The sequence below is a fragment of the Brevundimonas sp. ABV4_179 genome (assembly GCF_056311945.1).
Map to the genome: position 1 here is coordinate 1,131,865 of NZ_CM149976.1, position 16,963 is coordinate 1,148,827.

General features: G+C 66.0%; 9 protein-coding genes. 2 read left to right on the forward strand and 7 right to left on the reverse strand.

Annotation, left to right across the window (positions count from 1 at the left end; genetic code table 11):
• The first annotated feature begins 71 nt into the window (after window positions 1-71).
• Window positions 72-1,016: a DUF2493 domain-containing protein gene (locus ACYX4P_RS05495; RefSeq protein ID WP_354040105.1), complete on the forward strand. Its 945-nt coding sequence runs from the start codon at window positions 72-74 to the stop codon at window positions 1,014-1,016.
• A 328-nt stretch (window positions 1,017-1,344) separates the two neighbouring features.
• On the forward strand, window positions 1,345-2,583 hold the full coding sequence (locus tag ACYX4P_RS05500) for a DUF3363 domain-containing protein (protein WP_476070218.1): 1,239 nt from the start codon (window positions 1,345-1,347) through the stop codon (window positions 2,581-2,583).
• 164 nt (window positions 2,584-2,747) lie between these two features.
• Here the strand turns inward: ACYX4P_RS05500 and dpdD are convergent, their stop codons facing one another.
• From dpdD to dpdF, 7 genes are read right to left on the reverse strand one after another with little or no spacing between them, the layout of a single operon-like run.
• Entirely contained in the window at window positions 2,748-4,880 is a 2,133-nt protein-coding gene (dpdD, locus tag ACYX4P_RS05505) for a protein DpdD (protein WP_476070219.1), read from the reverse strand.
• Window positions 4,870-5,388 carry a phospholipase D-like domain-containing protein DpdK gene (gene dpdK, locus ACYX4P_RS05510; RefSeq protein ID WP_354040098.1) on the reverse strand — a complete coding sequence of 173 codons (519 nt, stop codon included), beginning with the start codon at window positions 5,386-5,388 and terminating at the stop codon, window positions 4,870-4,872. Before dpdK ends, dpdD begins: the two co-directional genes overlap by 11 nt.
• The gene (gene dpdJ, locus ACYX4P_RS05515) at window positions 5,385-9,842 is read right to left on the reverse strand and encodes a protein DpdJ (RefSeq protein ID WP_354040096.1); all 4,458 of its coding nucleotides are present in this window, start codon (window positions 9,840-9,842) and stop codon (window positions 5,385-5,387) included. Before dpdJ ends, dpdK begins: the two co-directional genes overlap by 4 nt.
• Window positions 9,842-10,573: a hypothetical protein gene (locus ACYX4P_RS05520; RefSeq protein WP_354040094.1), complete on the reverse strand. Its 732-nt coding sequence runs from the start codon at window positions 10,571-10,573 to the stop codon at window positions 9,842-9,844. The genes dpdJ and ACYX4P_RS05520 overlap by 1 nt, the downstream gene beginning before the upstream one ends.
• Entirely contained in the window at window positions 10,563-13,610 is a 3,048-nt protein-coding gene (gene dpdH, locus ACYX4P_RS05525; RefSeq protein ID WP_354040092.1) for a protein DpdH, read from the reverse strand. Before dpdH ends, ACYX4P_RS05520 begins: the two co-directional genes overlap by 11 nt.
• Window positions 13,607-14,479, reverse strand: a complete 873-nt coding sequence (gene dpdG, locus ACYX4P_RS05530; RefSeq protein WP_404418727.1) for a protein DpdG — start codon at window positions 14,477-14,479, stop codon at window positions 13,607-13,609. The genes dpdH and dpdG overlap by 4 nt, the downstream gene beginning before the upstream one ends.
• Window positions 14,476-16,959, reverse strand: coding sequence for a protein DpdF (gene dpdF / locus ACYX4P_RS05535; RefSeq protein WP_354040090.1), 2,484 nt, complete (start codon window positions 16,957-16,959; stop codon window positions 14,476-14,478). The genes dpdG and dpdF overlap by 4 nt, the downstream gene beginning before the upstream one ends.
• Window positions 16,960-16,963 lie beyond the last annotated feature (4 nt).

Sequence of the window (16,963 nt, forward strand, 5' to 3'; positions counted from 1 at the left end):
CGGGGACCCCGCTGTGGCCAAGACCGGGGTCGTTGCGCATGGGGCGCACGGCATTCTCAAGGAATGTTCCAATGACCTTCTACAACCATCCCTTCATCGCCTCCGCTGCCCAGAAGTCCGACTCCGCCTTCGACGACCTGACCGCGTCCCTGGGTGAGGATCGTCCGCACCCGACGGAGGATGCCCTGGTCCAGCTCGGGCGAGCGCTCATGACCGAGCTGGTGGACGTGATTTCTGACACCGCGCTGGAAGACTATCAGACCATTCTGGGGGAGGCGTTGATCGGAGCCTTCCATTCGGCGGCCGGACGGATCGAACGCGATGCGGATCGGGCGCGCGACACGATGAGAACGCTCGACCGACACTTCGACGGATCGGAGGCGGCCGACACCGAGCTTCAGGAAGCGACGGCGAAGGCCAAGGCGGGCGATGCCGCGACGCAGGCCTGCGAACTGATCCGGGACGCGGCCTCCGAAACCTGGACAGTCGCGACCGGCGAGGTCTGGACGGCCTGGCGGGGTTCGCGCCGCGGCACCCATCTGACGGCGGCGCAGCTCGAGGCCAAACAGGCGATCCGGGCGATCCGCAACCGGAAGTCCGGAGAGGCCGATCCAGGCGGTCCGGTGATCGCCTTCCGGGGCGCGCCGACGGCCGACACGGCGGAGGATGCGGGGCGGATCTTCGACGCTCTCAACTGGGCGAAGCAGGAGTGGCCCGACATGGCCCTGGCGACGACTGGGGCGAAGGGGTCCGAGAAATTGGCGATCAGATGGGCCCAGCAGAAGGGGGTGAAACTCATCCTGGCTCGGGCGGATTTCGATGCGCACGGCAAGGCGGCTCCCTTCCGGGCGAACGAAGAGCTGATCGCGCTCGAGCCGGAAGTTTGCCTGACCCTGGTCCATTCGGTGGCGGGGATGCGGGAGGATCAGCGGCCGTTCGGACCGGCGCTCAACCTCGGGCAGAAGGCGATGGAGAACGGGCTGCGACACGTCTCCATCAAGGCGCGTGCAGCCTGACAGATCCGGACTGAGATCAACGACCCGCTCGGCTTCGGCCGGGCGGATTTTTGTTTGTCATCCGGTGGCGTCCGACTTCCGGAGCGGTCTCGACGAGAACATCCCGGCGCAGGAGCGAACCAAGCGGTTTCTATTGATCGGGCATGTCGAGAGATGATCGGAATGTATGACAATCTGCAAAAGAGGTCGGAGGGCAAGATAAAAGGGTGTTTTTGGCGCTGCGCTTTTCTTCTATTCTGACCGTGACTTAGTCGATACGCGCGGACCTCTTGGCGAGTTGCGTTGAGTTGCCGCCGGGGAACTCGGGGATATCTGAGGAGCGGTCTAAATGCTGATCCGCGACGCCATTGGAGAGAGGATGGCCGCCGCCTCCCGCGAGGATCCGGAAGGCGTCCGCGTCAGCCTTCCAATCCGGCTAAAGAAGGACCGGCCCTGCGTTCGCAAGGGCATGATGCAACGGCTGGCGAGTTCCAGGGCGTTCGCGCTCGGCGACCGATCCGGCGTCCTGAAGGCGGCGCAGAACCGGTCGGGCCGGGCCTTCCGTCTCGACGTTCGCCAGAAGGTCATCGTCAAGGCGCTGGTCTCGCGTCATGTCGGCCGAGGCGCCGATCGGGCTGCCGCCCTGGGCAAGCATGTCGCCTACCTCGGCCGGTCCGGCGCCGGTGTCGAAGGCGAGCGTCCGGAGTTCTTCGATCGCGAGGTCGACGGGATCCGGCCGGCCGCGGAGACCGACGGCTGGAGCGATGACCGTCACCATTTCCGGTTCATCATCTCGCCCGAGCATGGCGAGCGGCTCGACATGAAATCCTATGTCCGCGAGGTCATGGCGCGCGTCTCTGCGGACCTGGGAGAGGCCAATCTGAAATGGGTCGCGACCTGCCACTACGACACCGATCAACCGCATGGGCATGTCCTGGTTCGGGGGCGGCGGGAGGACGGCCGGGACCTCGTCATCCCTCGCGACTACATCGGCTACGGCTTCAGGGCGCGGGCGCAGGAGGTCGCCCAGGAGCGCCTCGGAGACCTGTCGCGGGTGGAGGCCGAGCGACGGATCTGGAAGGAGACTGAGGCGAACCGGTTCACCGGCTTCGATCGGCGCCTGATCGCCGAGGCGGACGGCAGCCGGATGGTGGACGACGGCGTCGGCGCGACGGACGCCTGGGCGGCGCTAACCCGGGGAAGGCTGAAGCATCTGGAACGCCTCGGCCTGGCGACGCCCGTGGGGCGTCGGTACCGTCTCGACGACGACATGGAGGCGAAGCTGCGGACGCTCCAGGCGCGCAGGGACATCATCCGCACCCTAAATCAGCGACGACTTGAGGGCGCGAAGGAGGTTCGGCCTTTGGGTCAGGACGGGGTCAGGGGCGTGGTGGTGAAGACGGGGTTTCACGATGAGGCGGGGGCGGCCCCATGGGCGATCGTGAGGGACGGTGACGGTGTGGAGCACTACGCCCGGCTGCGGTCAGGTAGCGCGGCTTTGCAGGTCGGCAAGCCAGCCACGCTTCAACTCGTTTCGCACGGGCTGGCCCAGGTGATCACCGGACGCGGCGCGGATCTCTCCAGATAGGGTTGTGTGACTTGTCCGGAAGCTAGACTGTCGGCGCCCGGATGGCTGTTGCGCATGTCCAAGCCGAGAGGGCAAAGGCGGCGGTGCGTGTTTTCAAGCATGTTCCTCAACGCCCGGCGCCAGAGACCTCTGGGGAGGGCCAGGCGCTGGCCGGTCGTCGCCTGTCATGCCGAAGCGACGGGCTGTGTCGCGGACCATTCGTCGATGGCCCGGAGGATGCTCAAGGCGCCTCGACCTGCGGCAAAGACCAAGTCTCCCCCGCCGAGATTCGCTCGTATGAAATCCGTCGCCGCGTGCGTCGCCGACGCCGCGACGACGACGAAAAGGTCTGCGTTCTCGGCAAGCGACTTCAGCGCCTTCGTCCCGACGTGCTCGCTGCTGACCCGCACATCCGCGCCCGGGGCGTGCAGGTGCAGTCGCTGGACTGCCTGTGCGGCGGCTGACTCGGTCAGGGTGTAGATCGCGATCAGCTTGCCCGAGAGGCGGGACGCGAGTTCCTGATCGGCCTGGGAGGACGTTGCGGTTTCGAACGTCTCGGGCGAGGTGTTCTCCGCCCAGCCCAAGGCCGAGCCGAGATGTCCCAGGCCTGCGCGCTGAAGGGCCGTCAGTTGCGAGGCGACGGGCGTGAGGCGGCCGATCGCCTCGTGCCAGAACTGCTCCCGCGCTGACTGGTCCGGGGCGTCGGCGACGATCGTCTCGTCGATGATCTCGAGCAGCCAAGAGGCAGCACGAACGCCGGCGCCTTCGCCCACCAACGACAGGCAATCGGCCAGCAAGCGTCTGTAGGCTTCGGCCGACGGCGCGAGAGAGAGCAACGCGCGGAAAAGAACGGCCGCTGAATCCATCAGCGGCGCGATCCGCCCGGCCAGCACGAGGCGCTCGAGCGCGCGTTCGTAAATCGCTTGAGCTGCGGGCCGCGCGAAATCGGGGTCGCGAACGAGCCAGGCGACGAGGTAGGGCAAGCCGTCCACGAAGCGCTCGAAGGCCAAGCCGTCCAGCGGCAGGTCCTCGATCCCATCGGCCAGTCGCGCGGTGAAGACAGGGTCGTCGAATCCCGCACGCCACTCTCGCGCGCCCTGCCTGGCGATGGCCCCGGCCGCTGTGAAGTTCGGATCTTCCAACCGTTCAAGCCATTCGCTCCACCCGGTGGGGGGAAGAACGTCGCCGTACTCCGCCTCGATATCCTCGAAGGCCAATCGGACGGCATCGTTGCGGAATAGCTGCGCGCGCTCGCTGTCGCTCAGCTGGTTGACCAACGCCGCTGCCTGCTCAAACGCTGACAGTCCGCCGTTGATGTCGGCGATCTCGATCGCCTCCGCAGCTTCGACCGGCGCCGGGAGGGCCGGCGGGATCGGTTCGTCCGGCGCTTCGCGGGCGAGAGCGACGACGGCGCTCATGAGGTCTGCCAGATCGTGGCCGGAAGCTACAGCGGCCTCGGCCAGCGATTTTGCGCGGGGCGAGCCGGAGAGAGCCTCCAGCGCGTAGAGCCGCCATCCGCCCTGGTCGAGTGTCGCAGGCGCCGGCAGCCGGATGAGATCCTGGGCCCTGTGCCGAACGGCCGATCGATAGGCGTCCAGGGTCAGATCGCCGGCAGAGGATGCGGTGCGGTAAAGAGCCTCGAGCAGCGCTGCTGTGACGGCGGGTGGGCGTCGGGTAAGCAGCAGGCTGTCGAAGTAAGGGGCCGATGCGATTTTCGTCCAGTCCCGCGCCGTCGCGAGGATCTCGATCTCGAGGAAGCGAAGATTGAGCGCATCCAAACGGTGTTCGCGACGGCACTGGTCGAGGATTTCCAGCGCAGCATCGATCGCCAGATTGTTCAGGTGATCGCGAACCAGAGCGAGCATCCGCCCCGTGGAGTCCGGGGCCGCTTCGCCGTGGGCTGGAGCCCTTGCCAGGGTGGCGCGAAGCCGGGCCAGGGCGCGAAGAGCGGAAGGCGCCGTTCCCGGATGAGGCACGAGACGGGCCACGGCCGCCGGGTTGTGGGCGGCGAGATGGGCTTCGTGAGGCAGCGCCCGGTTGAGCAGGCGCGGGGCTCCCGAAAAGTCCGTCAGCGTCGGACCCGCGAAGGCCAGCAATAGGGGGCGCAGTTGGCGCCATTGCCGATGGTTCGAGGCCACGGCGTAGAAGACCGGCACGCGATCAGCTCCTCGGTCCCAGACGAGCAGGGCGCCAGGGAAGGCGTCGTCCAGGGCCGTGGATTCGAGGACCAGATGATCCGGCGCCAGGTTGGGACGGCCGGTCGCATCCCGAAATGCGTCAAGTGAGGCCTGCGAGGCTTCGAGCGTTTCAGCCAGCAACGACGTCGCTCCATTTTTCCTCGAGCTGCAGGCGTCTCTCCGCGACCGAAGCCGGATCGGTCCTCAGCAGAATGTGCTCGTCGTTCACGGTGATGCCGTTCCACGTGAGGTTCATCGAGCCCGACAGGACGTAGTCGGTCGACAAAAGGCCCTTCTCATGGAAGTCCGGAGCCACCTTGATCCGAACCGAGTTCCCGAGGTCGAGCTTTTGCATTTTCTCGATGAAGCTGACGTTGTGAGGATGATCTCTGATCAGGATAACGATCTCGCAACCGCGTTCCGCGAGCGTGGCCAGGATCGTGGACAACCGGATCATCGAGACGGGCCAATCCGGACAAAGGGCCGCGAACTGCCGAGCCTCGTTGTCCAGGATTTCGATGTCCGTGATCCACCCGAACCCGATCCAGAGCCGCTTGCTCGGCTTGATCAGTTCGACTGCGAACAGCGACTGCAAAAGGTCTCGGATGGCACGGGTCTGGCCGGGTCCAGTCAGGTCGCGCGAGGTCATACCTGCTCCTGAATGACGAGGGTGACGATCAGTGTATCGCCCTGGCGTTCCGTGCGCTCGAGCTTCGGGAAGAACTGCAGATAACCGATGTCGACAGGTGTGATGAGAAGTTCGACCAGCGCCGTGCGGAGTTGGTCAGCGCCGGCGATCGGCATGGAAACCTCGACGGCTCCGTCCTCGGCGAGAACGCGGGCGGCCGTGGCCTGCCAGTTCGGTTGATCGAGGGGCACCCGTTGTCCGGTCCGGTCGAGAAGGGCGCGGGCCATTCTGGGATCGGTGCTGCGGCGCTGGGTGAACCGATTGTAGGACTGCAAGGCCTGCTGAGAGATCTGGACGCCTCGGGGCCACAGGAGATTGCTGAGGATCTGCGCTGCGTCGGCGGGTTGCAGTTGTCCCGCCACTCCGGTCGCCGCGGCGACCCGAGTGCGCAGGTCTTCGGACAGGGCGAAGACGAACGAGATCTCCCGAACGCTGATCGCGACGCCAGTCGCGCGCTCTAGATCAATCCAGCGCACCAACAGGTCGGCGAGCAGCGGGTCGAGTTCCGGCCGCGCTCCTGGCGTGAGCAGTCGTGCGTTCAGAGACACGCTCAGCGCATGACCGACGGTCAGCCCCCTGTCGTCCAGAAGGCTGTAGAGGATCCTCCGCTGCGCCTCACGGGGTGCATAGGTCGTCTCCGACCTGAGACCTTGCGTCGCCGCAGCTACTTCGGGATCGTCCCGCAGAAGCCCGACGAAGGTCTCCAGGCCGCTCGCCGCGAGTTCGAGGTCGGTCGGCGCCAGCGCCGCTTCGAGCGCCCGTGAAAGAGCTCTCGGCTCCTGGACGATCCGATCCACGATCGCTTGCAGGACGCCGGCGCCCCCAAGGGTCGTCTCGGTCACCCAGAGACGCGCCGCGTCCCCGATCTCGACATCGACGACAAGCGCATCGGTCGAGACGTGGCGCGGCGCCAGGCTGGCGCAGGCCTGAAGGAGAGCTTCCCCCATGGTGCTGACGAAGGTGTCGCGGATCCATCGGCCGAACAGGGTCGGGTCAGGCGCATCGAACTCCTGCGCCAGATCCCTCAGGCGAGCCAGAACCTCCGGACGGCGAAGGACGTCGGTCAGGGTCTGCGCCTGGGCGCTCGCATGCCCTCCATCCGCGGCTGTCGCCATGGCGGCCTCGTCATCTCCGGCGCTGGCTGGATCGTCCGCGACCCCAGGCGTCTGGAAGATCGCATCGACCGTTCTCGAGAGATGCTGCGCCGCGTCGTGCCCGCCCAACAGAGCGGCGGCAGCGCCGGCGAGGCTCTCCCCTGTCGCAGCAGCGCGGGCGATGGCGGCTCCGATGACGATCTGCTGCAGCCAGTCCCTCTGAAAGGCGTCGATATCATCCGGAAGCAGATCGTCCGCAAGGAGACGGTGCCGGAAGTAAGCCAGCCTGCATCCCGACAGGACGCTTTCGGGCAGATGGCGCCAACGCGTCTCGATCAGGCCGAAATTGAGGTCAAGCGCGAGCGCGTCCACATCGATCTCAAAGCCCACAGCCGCCGGATTTCCCTCGTCGTCCGTGAAGCGGTAGCGGATGCGGCGATCGCTGCCGACGCGACGGAGGAGCGCCTCGCCCGAAGGCGCATAGCGCCGCACGGCGACGTGACTTCGGAACCTGTGCAGGTAGGCCGACACCCCGGTGATCTGGTCCCGCCACGGATTGCGATATCCGAGATCGATCGCGACCGGCTCGCCGAACGGGATGAACTCGCTCGCCCAGTTAAGCCTTGCATTCGATGTCGGACCCGCCACGTGTCGCGGCGCGTGGTGCAGCGGAATGCTCCACGGCCGGTAGACCCGAACGCTCGCGCCTGGCGGACCGAACAGTCCGACTTCCTCGGAAGCGCCAGTGAACTGGCCGATCGGCACATCCTGCTCGGGCAGGTCGGGATCCAGGGGGGACCAATGGTGTAGGTGGCCGTGTTCTGTGGCGAAGCGACGGGTGACCCGTCCTGGGGCGAGTTCCGTCAGGGCCTGAGCGATGAGCATGTTGCTCTGCTTGGCCGCGTCTCGCCGGGTCGCGGCGGGAATGTCCACGATCACTTCCGGAAGGTTCAGATCGCTGAAGAGGGTCCGGGCGACGAAATCGGGCAGCGGATGATAGTCCGACTGGATGTCGAGAAGGCTCGGCGGGACAGGGTGAGCCTTCGCCCAATCTCGATGAAGCCGTCGGAGAAGCGTTGGCGCGGCCTCGAGAAGGATTGACCGGGGAGGAGACCAGAGCAGGCTCCGCAGAGCGGCCTCGTCGATCTGCAGCGCGCCTTTGAGGTAGGCGCCGAGATCGGCCAGGGTCGCGGCGTGGCCTTCGACCACCTTAAGCAGCAGGGTCTTGGCGGCCTCGCGCAGAGGCGTCGTCTTCGAGCCTGAGGGGCGGCTCAGCACGTCCCAGGACCAGCCCCACGGCGCCCGGCTTCGATCCGCGATCCAGTCGAACAGGGCGTAGGTCGCCTGCATCCGAAGCACGTAGTCGTTTTCGACGGGGAGGCGTTGCGGCGGCAGGGCGGGATCGAAGAGATGCTCGTAGGCTTCGAAAGCCACGCGATCCCGTCCGTAATCGCTCAGCACGGTCACCGTGAGGGGCCGCATCCCGCGGCGGCGTCCGGCACGTCCTTTCCTCTGCAGGAAGGAGGCTGCGTCCTTCGGAGCCTTGTGCTGAAGGACGGCGCCGACACGGTCGTCATTGTAGCCGACCTCAAGGGCGGCGGTGGCGATGATCACGTCCGCATCGGCCTGTACGCCGCTGTCGGCTGAGGTTGTGCGTCCGATGACGAGCGGCGCGGTAACGCCCCGACCGATCGCATCCGCCGCCGCCCAGACCTGGCCGTCCCGATCTCGGCGCCGGCGTGTCGTGAAGTCCGCGGTCGGTGCACGCAGGGCCGCCAGGGGGAGGTCGCCCGGGCGAGGGCGCCCGAAGGGGTCGAGGCTTTCCGCATCGCGGAAACTGTCGAAGAGCCGATTGATGACGTCGAGGTTGTCGGTGAACGCGAACAGGCGACTGCCGAAGGCCCCGCCCGAGCGACCGCCTTCGAGCGGGTCCAGCATCCGGGCGAGCAGCATTAGGCTCTGGATGGAGGTCGACAGAAGTGATGTCTGGGACGCCGGATCGCCTCGCAGAAGGATCTGATACTCGCCGCCCTCCTGGACCAAGTCGCCGGGCGTGATCTCGTCGACCGCTCCCGGCGGCAATCCTACGAGATCGGCGAAGAACCGCGGGGCCTCTCGAAGCGTGGCGGAAAGTCCCGCGTACACGATCGGCGCGTTCAAGGCATGCTTCCAGCGCCTCAGGGTGAGGGCCGCCTGAGCGCCGGCCACCCCGGTATAGGTGTGAACCTCATCCAGCAGGGCGAAGAACGGTCGCTGCTGGAAGGGGCGGCCCACGCCGAACAGGCGGCGAGCCTTCAGGTCGGAGAGCCGCTGGTTGAGCATCTCCGTGGTCGTGAACAGGACGTCGGGCGCGGCGTCCATCAGCCGATTGCGTGTCAGGACGATCTGGGTTTCGGGTATCGACGCATGGCAGGAGACCGAAGCGCAGACCAACCTCTCGCGCTTCTCCGTGATGTCCTCGCCGCGCCAGATCAACCTGTCGCCACAGGCAGGGCAGGGCAGCCAGGGGCAGACGTACGCATCGCCCAGCTTGCGCCATTTCGCATCGGCGACGTCCTTCATCGTCGCCTGGCGAGGGGTCGAGGCGAAGAAGGCGCCGATGGAGACCGGACGGCTTTGGGCCAGAGCCCCGTCAGCCTTGCGCAGCAGGCGGAACGCCTCCGAGAACTGGTCTTTCAGAAGCTCGGTACGAGGATAGACGGCGAGGACCTTGACCCAGAACTCTCCCGGGCGAACCGCCTCTGCGACGCGCGTCATGGCCGGAAGGTAGAAGGCCAGGGTCTTCCCGGAGCCTGTGCCGGCCGTCACGATGACGCCCGCGTCGCCGCGAGCCTTGAGCAACCGCTCGGTGGCCGCTTCCTGGAAATCAGCGAGATCCATGTCGGTCGGACCCGTGAACGCGCTCCAGATCGCCCGTCTCTGGAGAGAGGCCGCCGGGTCGATCCGCGTCAGGACGTCCGACGCGGTCCGGTCGCGTCGAGGATAGCGCCGCTGCCTATAGTCGACGCGAAAGTCCGACACGAGACGGGGCGCCGTCGTCCAGGCCCGCCCATCGAACTGCTGCCGGAGGCGGCTGAGCAGGCGAACCGTCTCCGCGAAGCGGGACCGATACGCGATCTCGTCACCCACGCCTCGCACTTCCAGGATCAGGCGTCGATCAAGGAGGTCCTCGATCGCATCGTCGCCGACAGGGCCGCCACCGAGGATCTCGGCGGCCAGGGCCGTCGCCTCGTCTTCTGTCAGGTTTCCGTCGACGAAACCCCACCGCAGGGCTTCCATTTCGAGGCGCTCGATCGCGTCGAGAAGGTCGAGAGAGCTCACTACGACGCCGACCTTTGTGGAACGATCCGGAATCCCGCAAGGAGGTTTCTCGCAACCAGCCAGTCCCTGACGTCCACGGTGAAGTCGTCCAGGCCGGCGCCGCCTTGTGCGACCTTGCGCAAGAAGGCGAGCACAGTGGGTGGGACATCTCCGCCTTCAATGGCGCCGATCGCTTCGGATCGGGCCTTCACGGCAGCGTTGAGGGCGTCGAGCCTTTCCTTGACGGCGCCGGCCTCAGGGATCGTGTCACGGATGCCGATCAAGATCGCATCGAGTTGGCGAATGCGGGCGACTGCTCCGGCGTAGGCGGAAAGGTTTTCGAGGGCGCTCAGAACCTGGTCGAGGGCCGCGATGTCCGCCTTGGCGACGACCATCGCGCGCCAAGCCTCGGAAGAGGTCTTTCCTGACTCTGCGATGGCCGACTTCAACGCGCCGGTGAACGCGTGACGGATGGCGGGGTCTGCGTCGGACAGACTGTCGCGGTCGTCGCGGAACTTCGCCAGCAAGGTTTGGGCCTGTTGTCGGGCCTGGGGCAGGGGGCTTGGGGCCCGGACCTCCACGCCCTCCGCCAGCAGGGCGCGACGGACGTCTTCGGCCTTGGTCAGATCGGTCGCGAGCGGGCCGAACTGGACTGCGCGGGAGCGAAAGACCGATGCCTTGCCGCTCGCCTTCTTGAGTTCGCGATGCCGGTCGAGCGCGGTGCGCAACTGCTGTGCCTGGTCAAGCAGCATCGGACGCCTCCCACTCCAGAAGGGCGTCCGAAATGGTCTCGAGCGCACCTTCGATCGTCTGGATGTCGCGCAGGACGCCCTCATCCTCGGCATTGATGCGGTTGGCCTGTTCCGCGAGGTAGCCTTGCCCCTGGTTCAGGAACGCGGTCGCAGCGGTTATCAGATCACGCCCGCCGACGAGGGCTCCCGACCGTGCTCTGGCGTATGTCGGCAAGCTCGCGACCGGGTCCTCCACCGTCCGCAAGGAGCGGGCTGATTGGACGGCATCGTCGTAAAGGACGGTCTGGAACGTGTTCAAGGCTTCGTCCAATTTCGCCGTCGTCCGTCCGGCCAACCCCTCGTCGGCGAACGCATCGCGGGTTTGCCTGAGAGACGTGATGATGGCCGCCCGCTTTGCGTCGACTCCGAACGCCGCCTCCATTTCGTCGAGCCACTGGAGCCGCGCAGCACGTTCCTCGTCGCAGGCAGCCTCGAGGGCGTCCTTGGCCTTCTGATAGGCAACCGAGATCCTCGGGAACTGATCCGCCTTCGTTTGCGCCGGGGGTGTCTGCTTCAGGCGCCAGCCATCGCTTCTAAGACGACGGAGCGTCGATGCGATGCGCGTCGGACTGATCAGCGTGCCGACCTCGCCGCCCTTGCTTCCGGAGTTCAGCGCACGGACGACACCGCGGAGATCGCTATGACGGTGATTGATCCCGTCGTTCAGTTGGCTGAGGGGCTGGGTCATCGCCGAAGCGTCGCCTGGCTTTTCGGCGAGTATCGCGCTGACGTCAGACACCGTATCCGCCTCGGCTTTCACGCGGCCGCTCAATACGGCCTGGACGGCCAGCAGCTCGATGGCTGCTGTCACGAGATCCCAACCCGGTTGCGGGGCCGTGAACGCCCTTAGTTGCCCTTCGACGTCAGCCTTCCAACTCGAGAGAATTTCCAGGTAAGCGGCGAGCGCCTCGGAACCCCCAACGAAGTCCCAGCTGCCGTGTTGCTTCGCACGGACAAGGCCGGAAAGCCCCACCACCGTGCGGTCCAGTTCTGAGGCATCTGCACCAGCATGCGGGATACGCAGGGTGAGGGGCAGCGCAAGTTCGGTCGTGCCTTGACGGTCGAACACGATCGAGCGTCTACGGAACATTCGGTCGGCCTCGTTTCCGCAGAACCGCGACTTCTCCAATCCCAGGTCATCCCAATCGATCGCGTCGGCAACGGCCTCGAAAATCATCGGGCGCAGCGTGTCGGGCGCCTTGTCCAGAAACTCGCCCCTGGCCCAGGCCTCCAGTTCGACCTCCTCTCTCGTGAGCTTGCGGCCGCTCGCGGGCGGCGCAAGGACCGGCTTCGCCGCGATGTCGTCGGTCTCGTCTCCTGGGGCGTCCGCCACATCGCCCAGGGTGGGAATGCCGAACGCCTCTCGCAGGTCCTGTGGCAGGTTCAACGGACGACCGGAGCCATCCCATAGTTCGAGGAAGGCGCCGACACGTCCTTCCTCCGCTCCAGCACGACGCCTGAGCTCGCTCCGGGCCGCCGCGTCGAAGGCTCTGAAGCCGCCCAGGCGTTCGAGCAGGGCCGGAGGCGGGAACTCGCCTGCCGGCAGACTCGGACCGTAGTCGTCAAGCACCGGCGTGAGAACGCCGGTTTGGAGCGTTCGCGGATTGAACGCCTCCACGAGTTGATCGTCGGCCCGCTGCGCCATGTTCCAAAGCGCTTTGGGCGTGAAGGGGAAGAGCCCGTGTCCCGCGGGCGTATGTCCGAACGTCTGGTGGCACCCCGTCTTTAACGGACACTCCTCGCAGGCATTCGGAAGTCGCGCGCCGACGCCCTGCGCTTCCCACGCCTGAAGTCCGTTCGGTCCCAGCCTCACCGCATTAAGGTAGGGGCCTGCGAACGCCGCGAGCCCCGCTTGGTCCAGCAGATCGACGTCAGCGCGAGCCGTCGAACGGTCCATGTTCACGAAATGGGTGATGCGCGTGTAGACGGTGTCGACAACCTGCTCGAAAAAGCCTGTCGTGACGGCGATCGCCCATCTCAGCTTGCAGAGGCTGCTGTCTTGTCCCTGGTCGATCATGGCCTGAAGCAGCGCCCGATCGAGGCCTTGGACCCGCGCGAAATCCTCGATCAGCAGGACGAGTTCGCGTCCGTCCTCCTTGAGGTGTCGTCGCAATGTGACCATCAGTTCGACGAGGCGGTCGCCGGAGAAACTCAATGTTCGACTGATCGCAAGCTCGAGGCAGCGGTTGAGCATGTCCACGGCCATTTCGGGCGCGCCTGGGATCGAATAGAGATACTGCAGCGCCGTCTGCGCCAAGGCTGCGGCGTCCTTGAAGTCAATCGGATCGATCGGCAGGTCGGCGAGGGTGAACATGCGCCGCTGCTCCGCCGGCCTGTAGGCGGACGGGGCGGCGAAGACGTGATCGACCAGATCGGCGATGAGGTTGCCGTCGGCGTAGAAATGCTTCTGCCGGAAATGGACGTCCTGGAAGAGGTAAGGCACGTTCTTGATCAGTTCGGCCTCCAGATCTCGGTCGAGACTGTGCTCGGACGGCTCGAGTTCGCCGATGGCGTATGCGATCTCGTTGAGGAGCCGTTCCTTCTGTCCTTGCCGGGTCGCGACCGCTTCGCCCGTACGCGACAGCGCGTCCCGGAACGACTCCTGTCGGTCTACGGGAAGCTCGCCGATCAACATTTCCAGGATGGCGCGCAAGCTGGTGCCAGCCTTGGGCACGACGACGACGAGGCGGTCGGATGTCGTCGGGATGTTGAGCTTCAGCCAGTGGATCAGGTGCGACTTTCCCGAACCTGACCGGCCGTAGACCACCAAGCGGGAATAGGGCGCCTCTGGGCGAAGAAACTCCGCGAGCAATCCATCCTGGCTTATCGGTCTGAAGTGGTTCGGTTGCAGTTCATGAAAGTTCGTGCCGATGAAGCCGCTCACCCGCAGTTCGCGGGCAGAGTGGACGGCCCGGAAAACCACAGACGGGATCGCCTCGGCTTCGGTATTGATGATCTGAAGGACCTCTCTTGGGGTCCAGCAAAGCGGCATCGTCATGCCTGGCCTCCCACAAGACCAATATGGCTGACGCGGCGCGTCGGGTCGGCTCCGAGGTCAAGGGTCACGGCCTCGGCGTCCGACGGATTGCGCAGCCGGATCAGTCCCTCACGCTCGAGGCGCAGAAGCGCGAAACTCGTCGACTTGGAAAGTCGCTGGGGCTCGCGCTCGAACCCCGGCTTGGCTTCAGACTCGATGACACGACGTACGCGCCCCTGCTCGAATACGACGACCGCGGATGCGAGGTTCGCCAGGAAGGCGCCAATCGGCAGGTCCGGCGCCCCACCCATCGCGGAGGTCAGGTGGCGGCGCACAGCATCGGTGGGATCCGGAACGACCGCCCGGTTGGCCAGAACCTGCCCGTATCCGAGATAGCGGATCCAATAGGTGAACGTGTTCCAGCGATCGCCACTGGTCAGGTCGAAGGGCGCGCCGGAGTCCGAATGGAGTTGCTGCTCGAGTTTCGGCTTGTAGTTTGTGGCGAAGGGCAAGGGGTGTCGGGGCGATTGCATCAGAAACCAGGCCATGGCCTTTGCGAAGGCTTCTTCGTCTTCCAGACCATCGTCTGTCGATAACAGCGCGGCTTCGATTTGACTGAAGACGGCGGCCTCAGTGTTGGAGGACTTGCCGGCGGTCTTGAGATTGGCCTGCAGCCTCCCTTCCGCTTCGACGACGAGGCCAAGATCCTTGGCGGTCAAGAGCGTGGTTCTGAAGACAGAAGTGGGGTCCTTCACCTCGCGCCTGAGGGACTGCGGAGAGCACAGTCCCAACAGACGCTCCTCAGTCTCGCCAGATGGCCGTTCCGCGAGCACGGACACGAGAAGGCGGACGCGAGTGGGCATGGCTTCAAGGCGGCTGATCACACTCATACGGTCAGCCTTGAATAGAAGGTGTTAAAGTCATACTGCCTACCCGCATAGGTGGCGCTTAGGTAGACGCCCGGCCTGTCCGGGTCGAGCGTGTCGCGCGGCATGAAAATGACCCGCTCGAGGCCGAGGGCGCGGGGTTCCAGGATCGTCCGATCCAGCGTTTCACCCGAGCCGAGGATCAGCACTTCAGGGCCGCGAGGTAGACGCCGGCGCGTGTGCCGATCCACCCGACTGACGAAGAGAACGCGATCGACTCCGACGGTCGTCACGGCGTCGTCAATGGTCGCGCTTGTCGCCACCAGCCCGAAGCTCTGAACGCCGCAGTCGTGAAGGGCTTCGAAGCACCCTCGCAAACGTCTCCGGAAACCGCGATCTGCGGCAAGCGGGTCGTACCAGACCACGGCTCTGCGGTTGTGATCCAAAAGCCCCGAAAGCGTCTCTGACAGCAGGGAGGATGTGGGCCAGGGATTGAGAGGCTCGAGGCGGGGCTGGGACGGCGCCCGAGCATTTGGTTGCGGACGACATTTGGCGCAGCGGGCGCAGGCTTGTGCTTCGGGGCCGCAGTCGTAAAGATTCAGCAGGGCGGGTGACGGGCAGTCCTGCTGGCGTACGAAATCCTTCATCCGCTGCAAGTCGCCCGCACCCGCCCTGTGGAGTGAAAGCCGGACGGGTTCCACGCGGTCACGCCAAGTCTCTTCCCGGCTGTGTTCGAAATCCAGGATCCTGACGCGCTCGTGCGGGCCGACCCGATTGCCGTCCCAGACCGGCGGGCCGAGCAGTTCGACCAGGCCGGCCCGCGCCATCAAGGCCAGCACGCGGGCATTCCAGTCACTGTTGCGCTCACCCTGCATGTCGATGTCGTCGGCCTCCTGGCTCGGTGCGACGTCGAGCGGCAACAGATAGGTGTCAGGCGCGTCGAGGCCAAGGCGGCGATCGAACATGGACGTCCAGCGCTGCAGGCCCCGCTTCACGCTGATGACGATGACGTCGCTGAGCTTCTGGGCGACGCTCTCGTCTCCGAGGGCAGGCAACATCAGCGCCAGGGCAGCGCGTCCATCCCGGCCGGCGCGCCCGACCTCTTGGTAGTATCGGTCCAGCGTTTCGGGAATGCAGGCGTGCAGGACTGTTCTGACGTGCTGATAGTCGATGCCGACGCCGAAGGCGGAGGTGCCGACGACGAGGTCCAGGTCTCCGGCGCGCCACCTTTTGAGCACCTGTTCCCGCGCCGTGGCGGCCGTGCCGCCGTGGACCATGGCGATGTTCGAGAACCCTTCGGCCTTGAGCCGCACTCGCCAGGCTTCGGCATCCGCGACCCGGGTGACGTAAAGGATCGCCGGGCGTGGCGCATGCCTCAGCGCCTCGACCACCCGGTCGTCTCGAAGGCTCGCCGGCGTTGGTGGCACGACCCGATAGTCCAGTTCGCTGCGCAGTCTCAGCGCGCTCAGAACCTCGAACGGGCCAGGGCCGGAGAAGAGAGCTTCAAGCGTTTGTAGCGAGGGTGGCGTCAGCGTGGCGGACAGGAGGAGCGTACGCATCGCTCGGTGAGACGGTGCACGCGCGATCCAGTCCCGCCGGACGCCCGACAGCGACTGGAACTCCGTGCGGAACCCCGTGCCCCACGCATCGACCAGGTGCGCCTCGTCGATCACCAGGGCGCTCAGATCGCCTCGGTCGGCGACCTCGCCGAGACAGGCCCTGAGAGGACCGCAGATGGCCTCTGGAGAGGCGACGCACAGTGTCTGACGACCGTCGCGGATCAACTGAATCAACTGGGCGTTGCTCGTGTCGTCGCCTCCGCGGTACGCAATCGGCCCGGAGAAGCCCTTCTCGATCGCTGCGTTCTCGTGGTCGATGGCCAGCGCGACCGTGGGCGTCACGACGACGACGAGACCGCGAATGCCGTCGGAGAAGCCAAGGCGGGCGGCGAGTTGGAAGATGAGGCTTTTGCCTTCGCCGGTCGCCAGGCTCACGGTCAGGCTGGCGCCAGGTGGCGTGGTCAAGGCGGCTCTGACCGCCGCCCGCTGTCCGACGCTCTGGTACGCGGAGTGACCGACCTGACCGAGGAAGGGATCCCCCTCGGCGACTGAGCCGAAGTCGGTCCGCTTCCAGGCTTCCGACGAGGCGTAAGCCTCTAGCCCGTCATCGGTATCGTCGGCAGTCCAATCCGGACGCCAGGCGCGCGCGGACAGGAGCTGGCCGCCGCTGAGCGGCGAGGCTTCGAGGCCGACCCGACCGAGGTCGAAACCGTCAAGGGGGGAACCCGACGGCATGAGCAGCCGCGCCGAGCCGCTTTGTCGTTGGCTGGCCTCGCGCACGAGCACCTGGCGAAGAAGCACGGCGAGTTCGAGTTGCGAGCGATCGGCACCCAGACGCCAGGCCTGCCGCAGACGGTCGATGGCCGGGCTCGCGGCGCTCCACGGTTCCTCGGAAGGCTTGGCGATGTGCGCTTGCAGGGCCTGGAAGGCCTCATGGTCGGTCAATCGC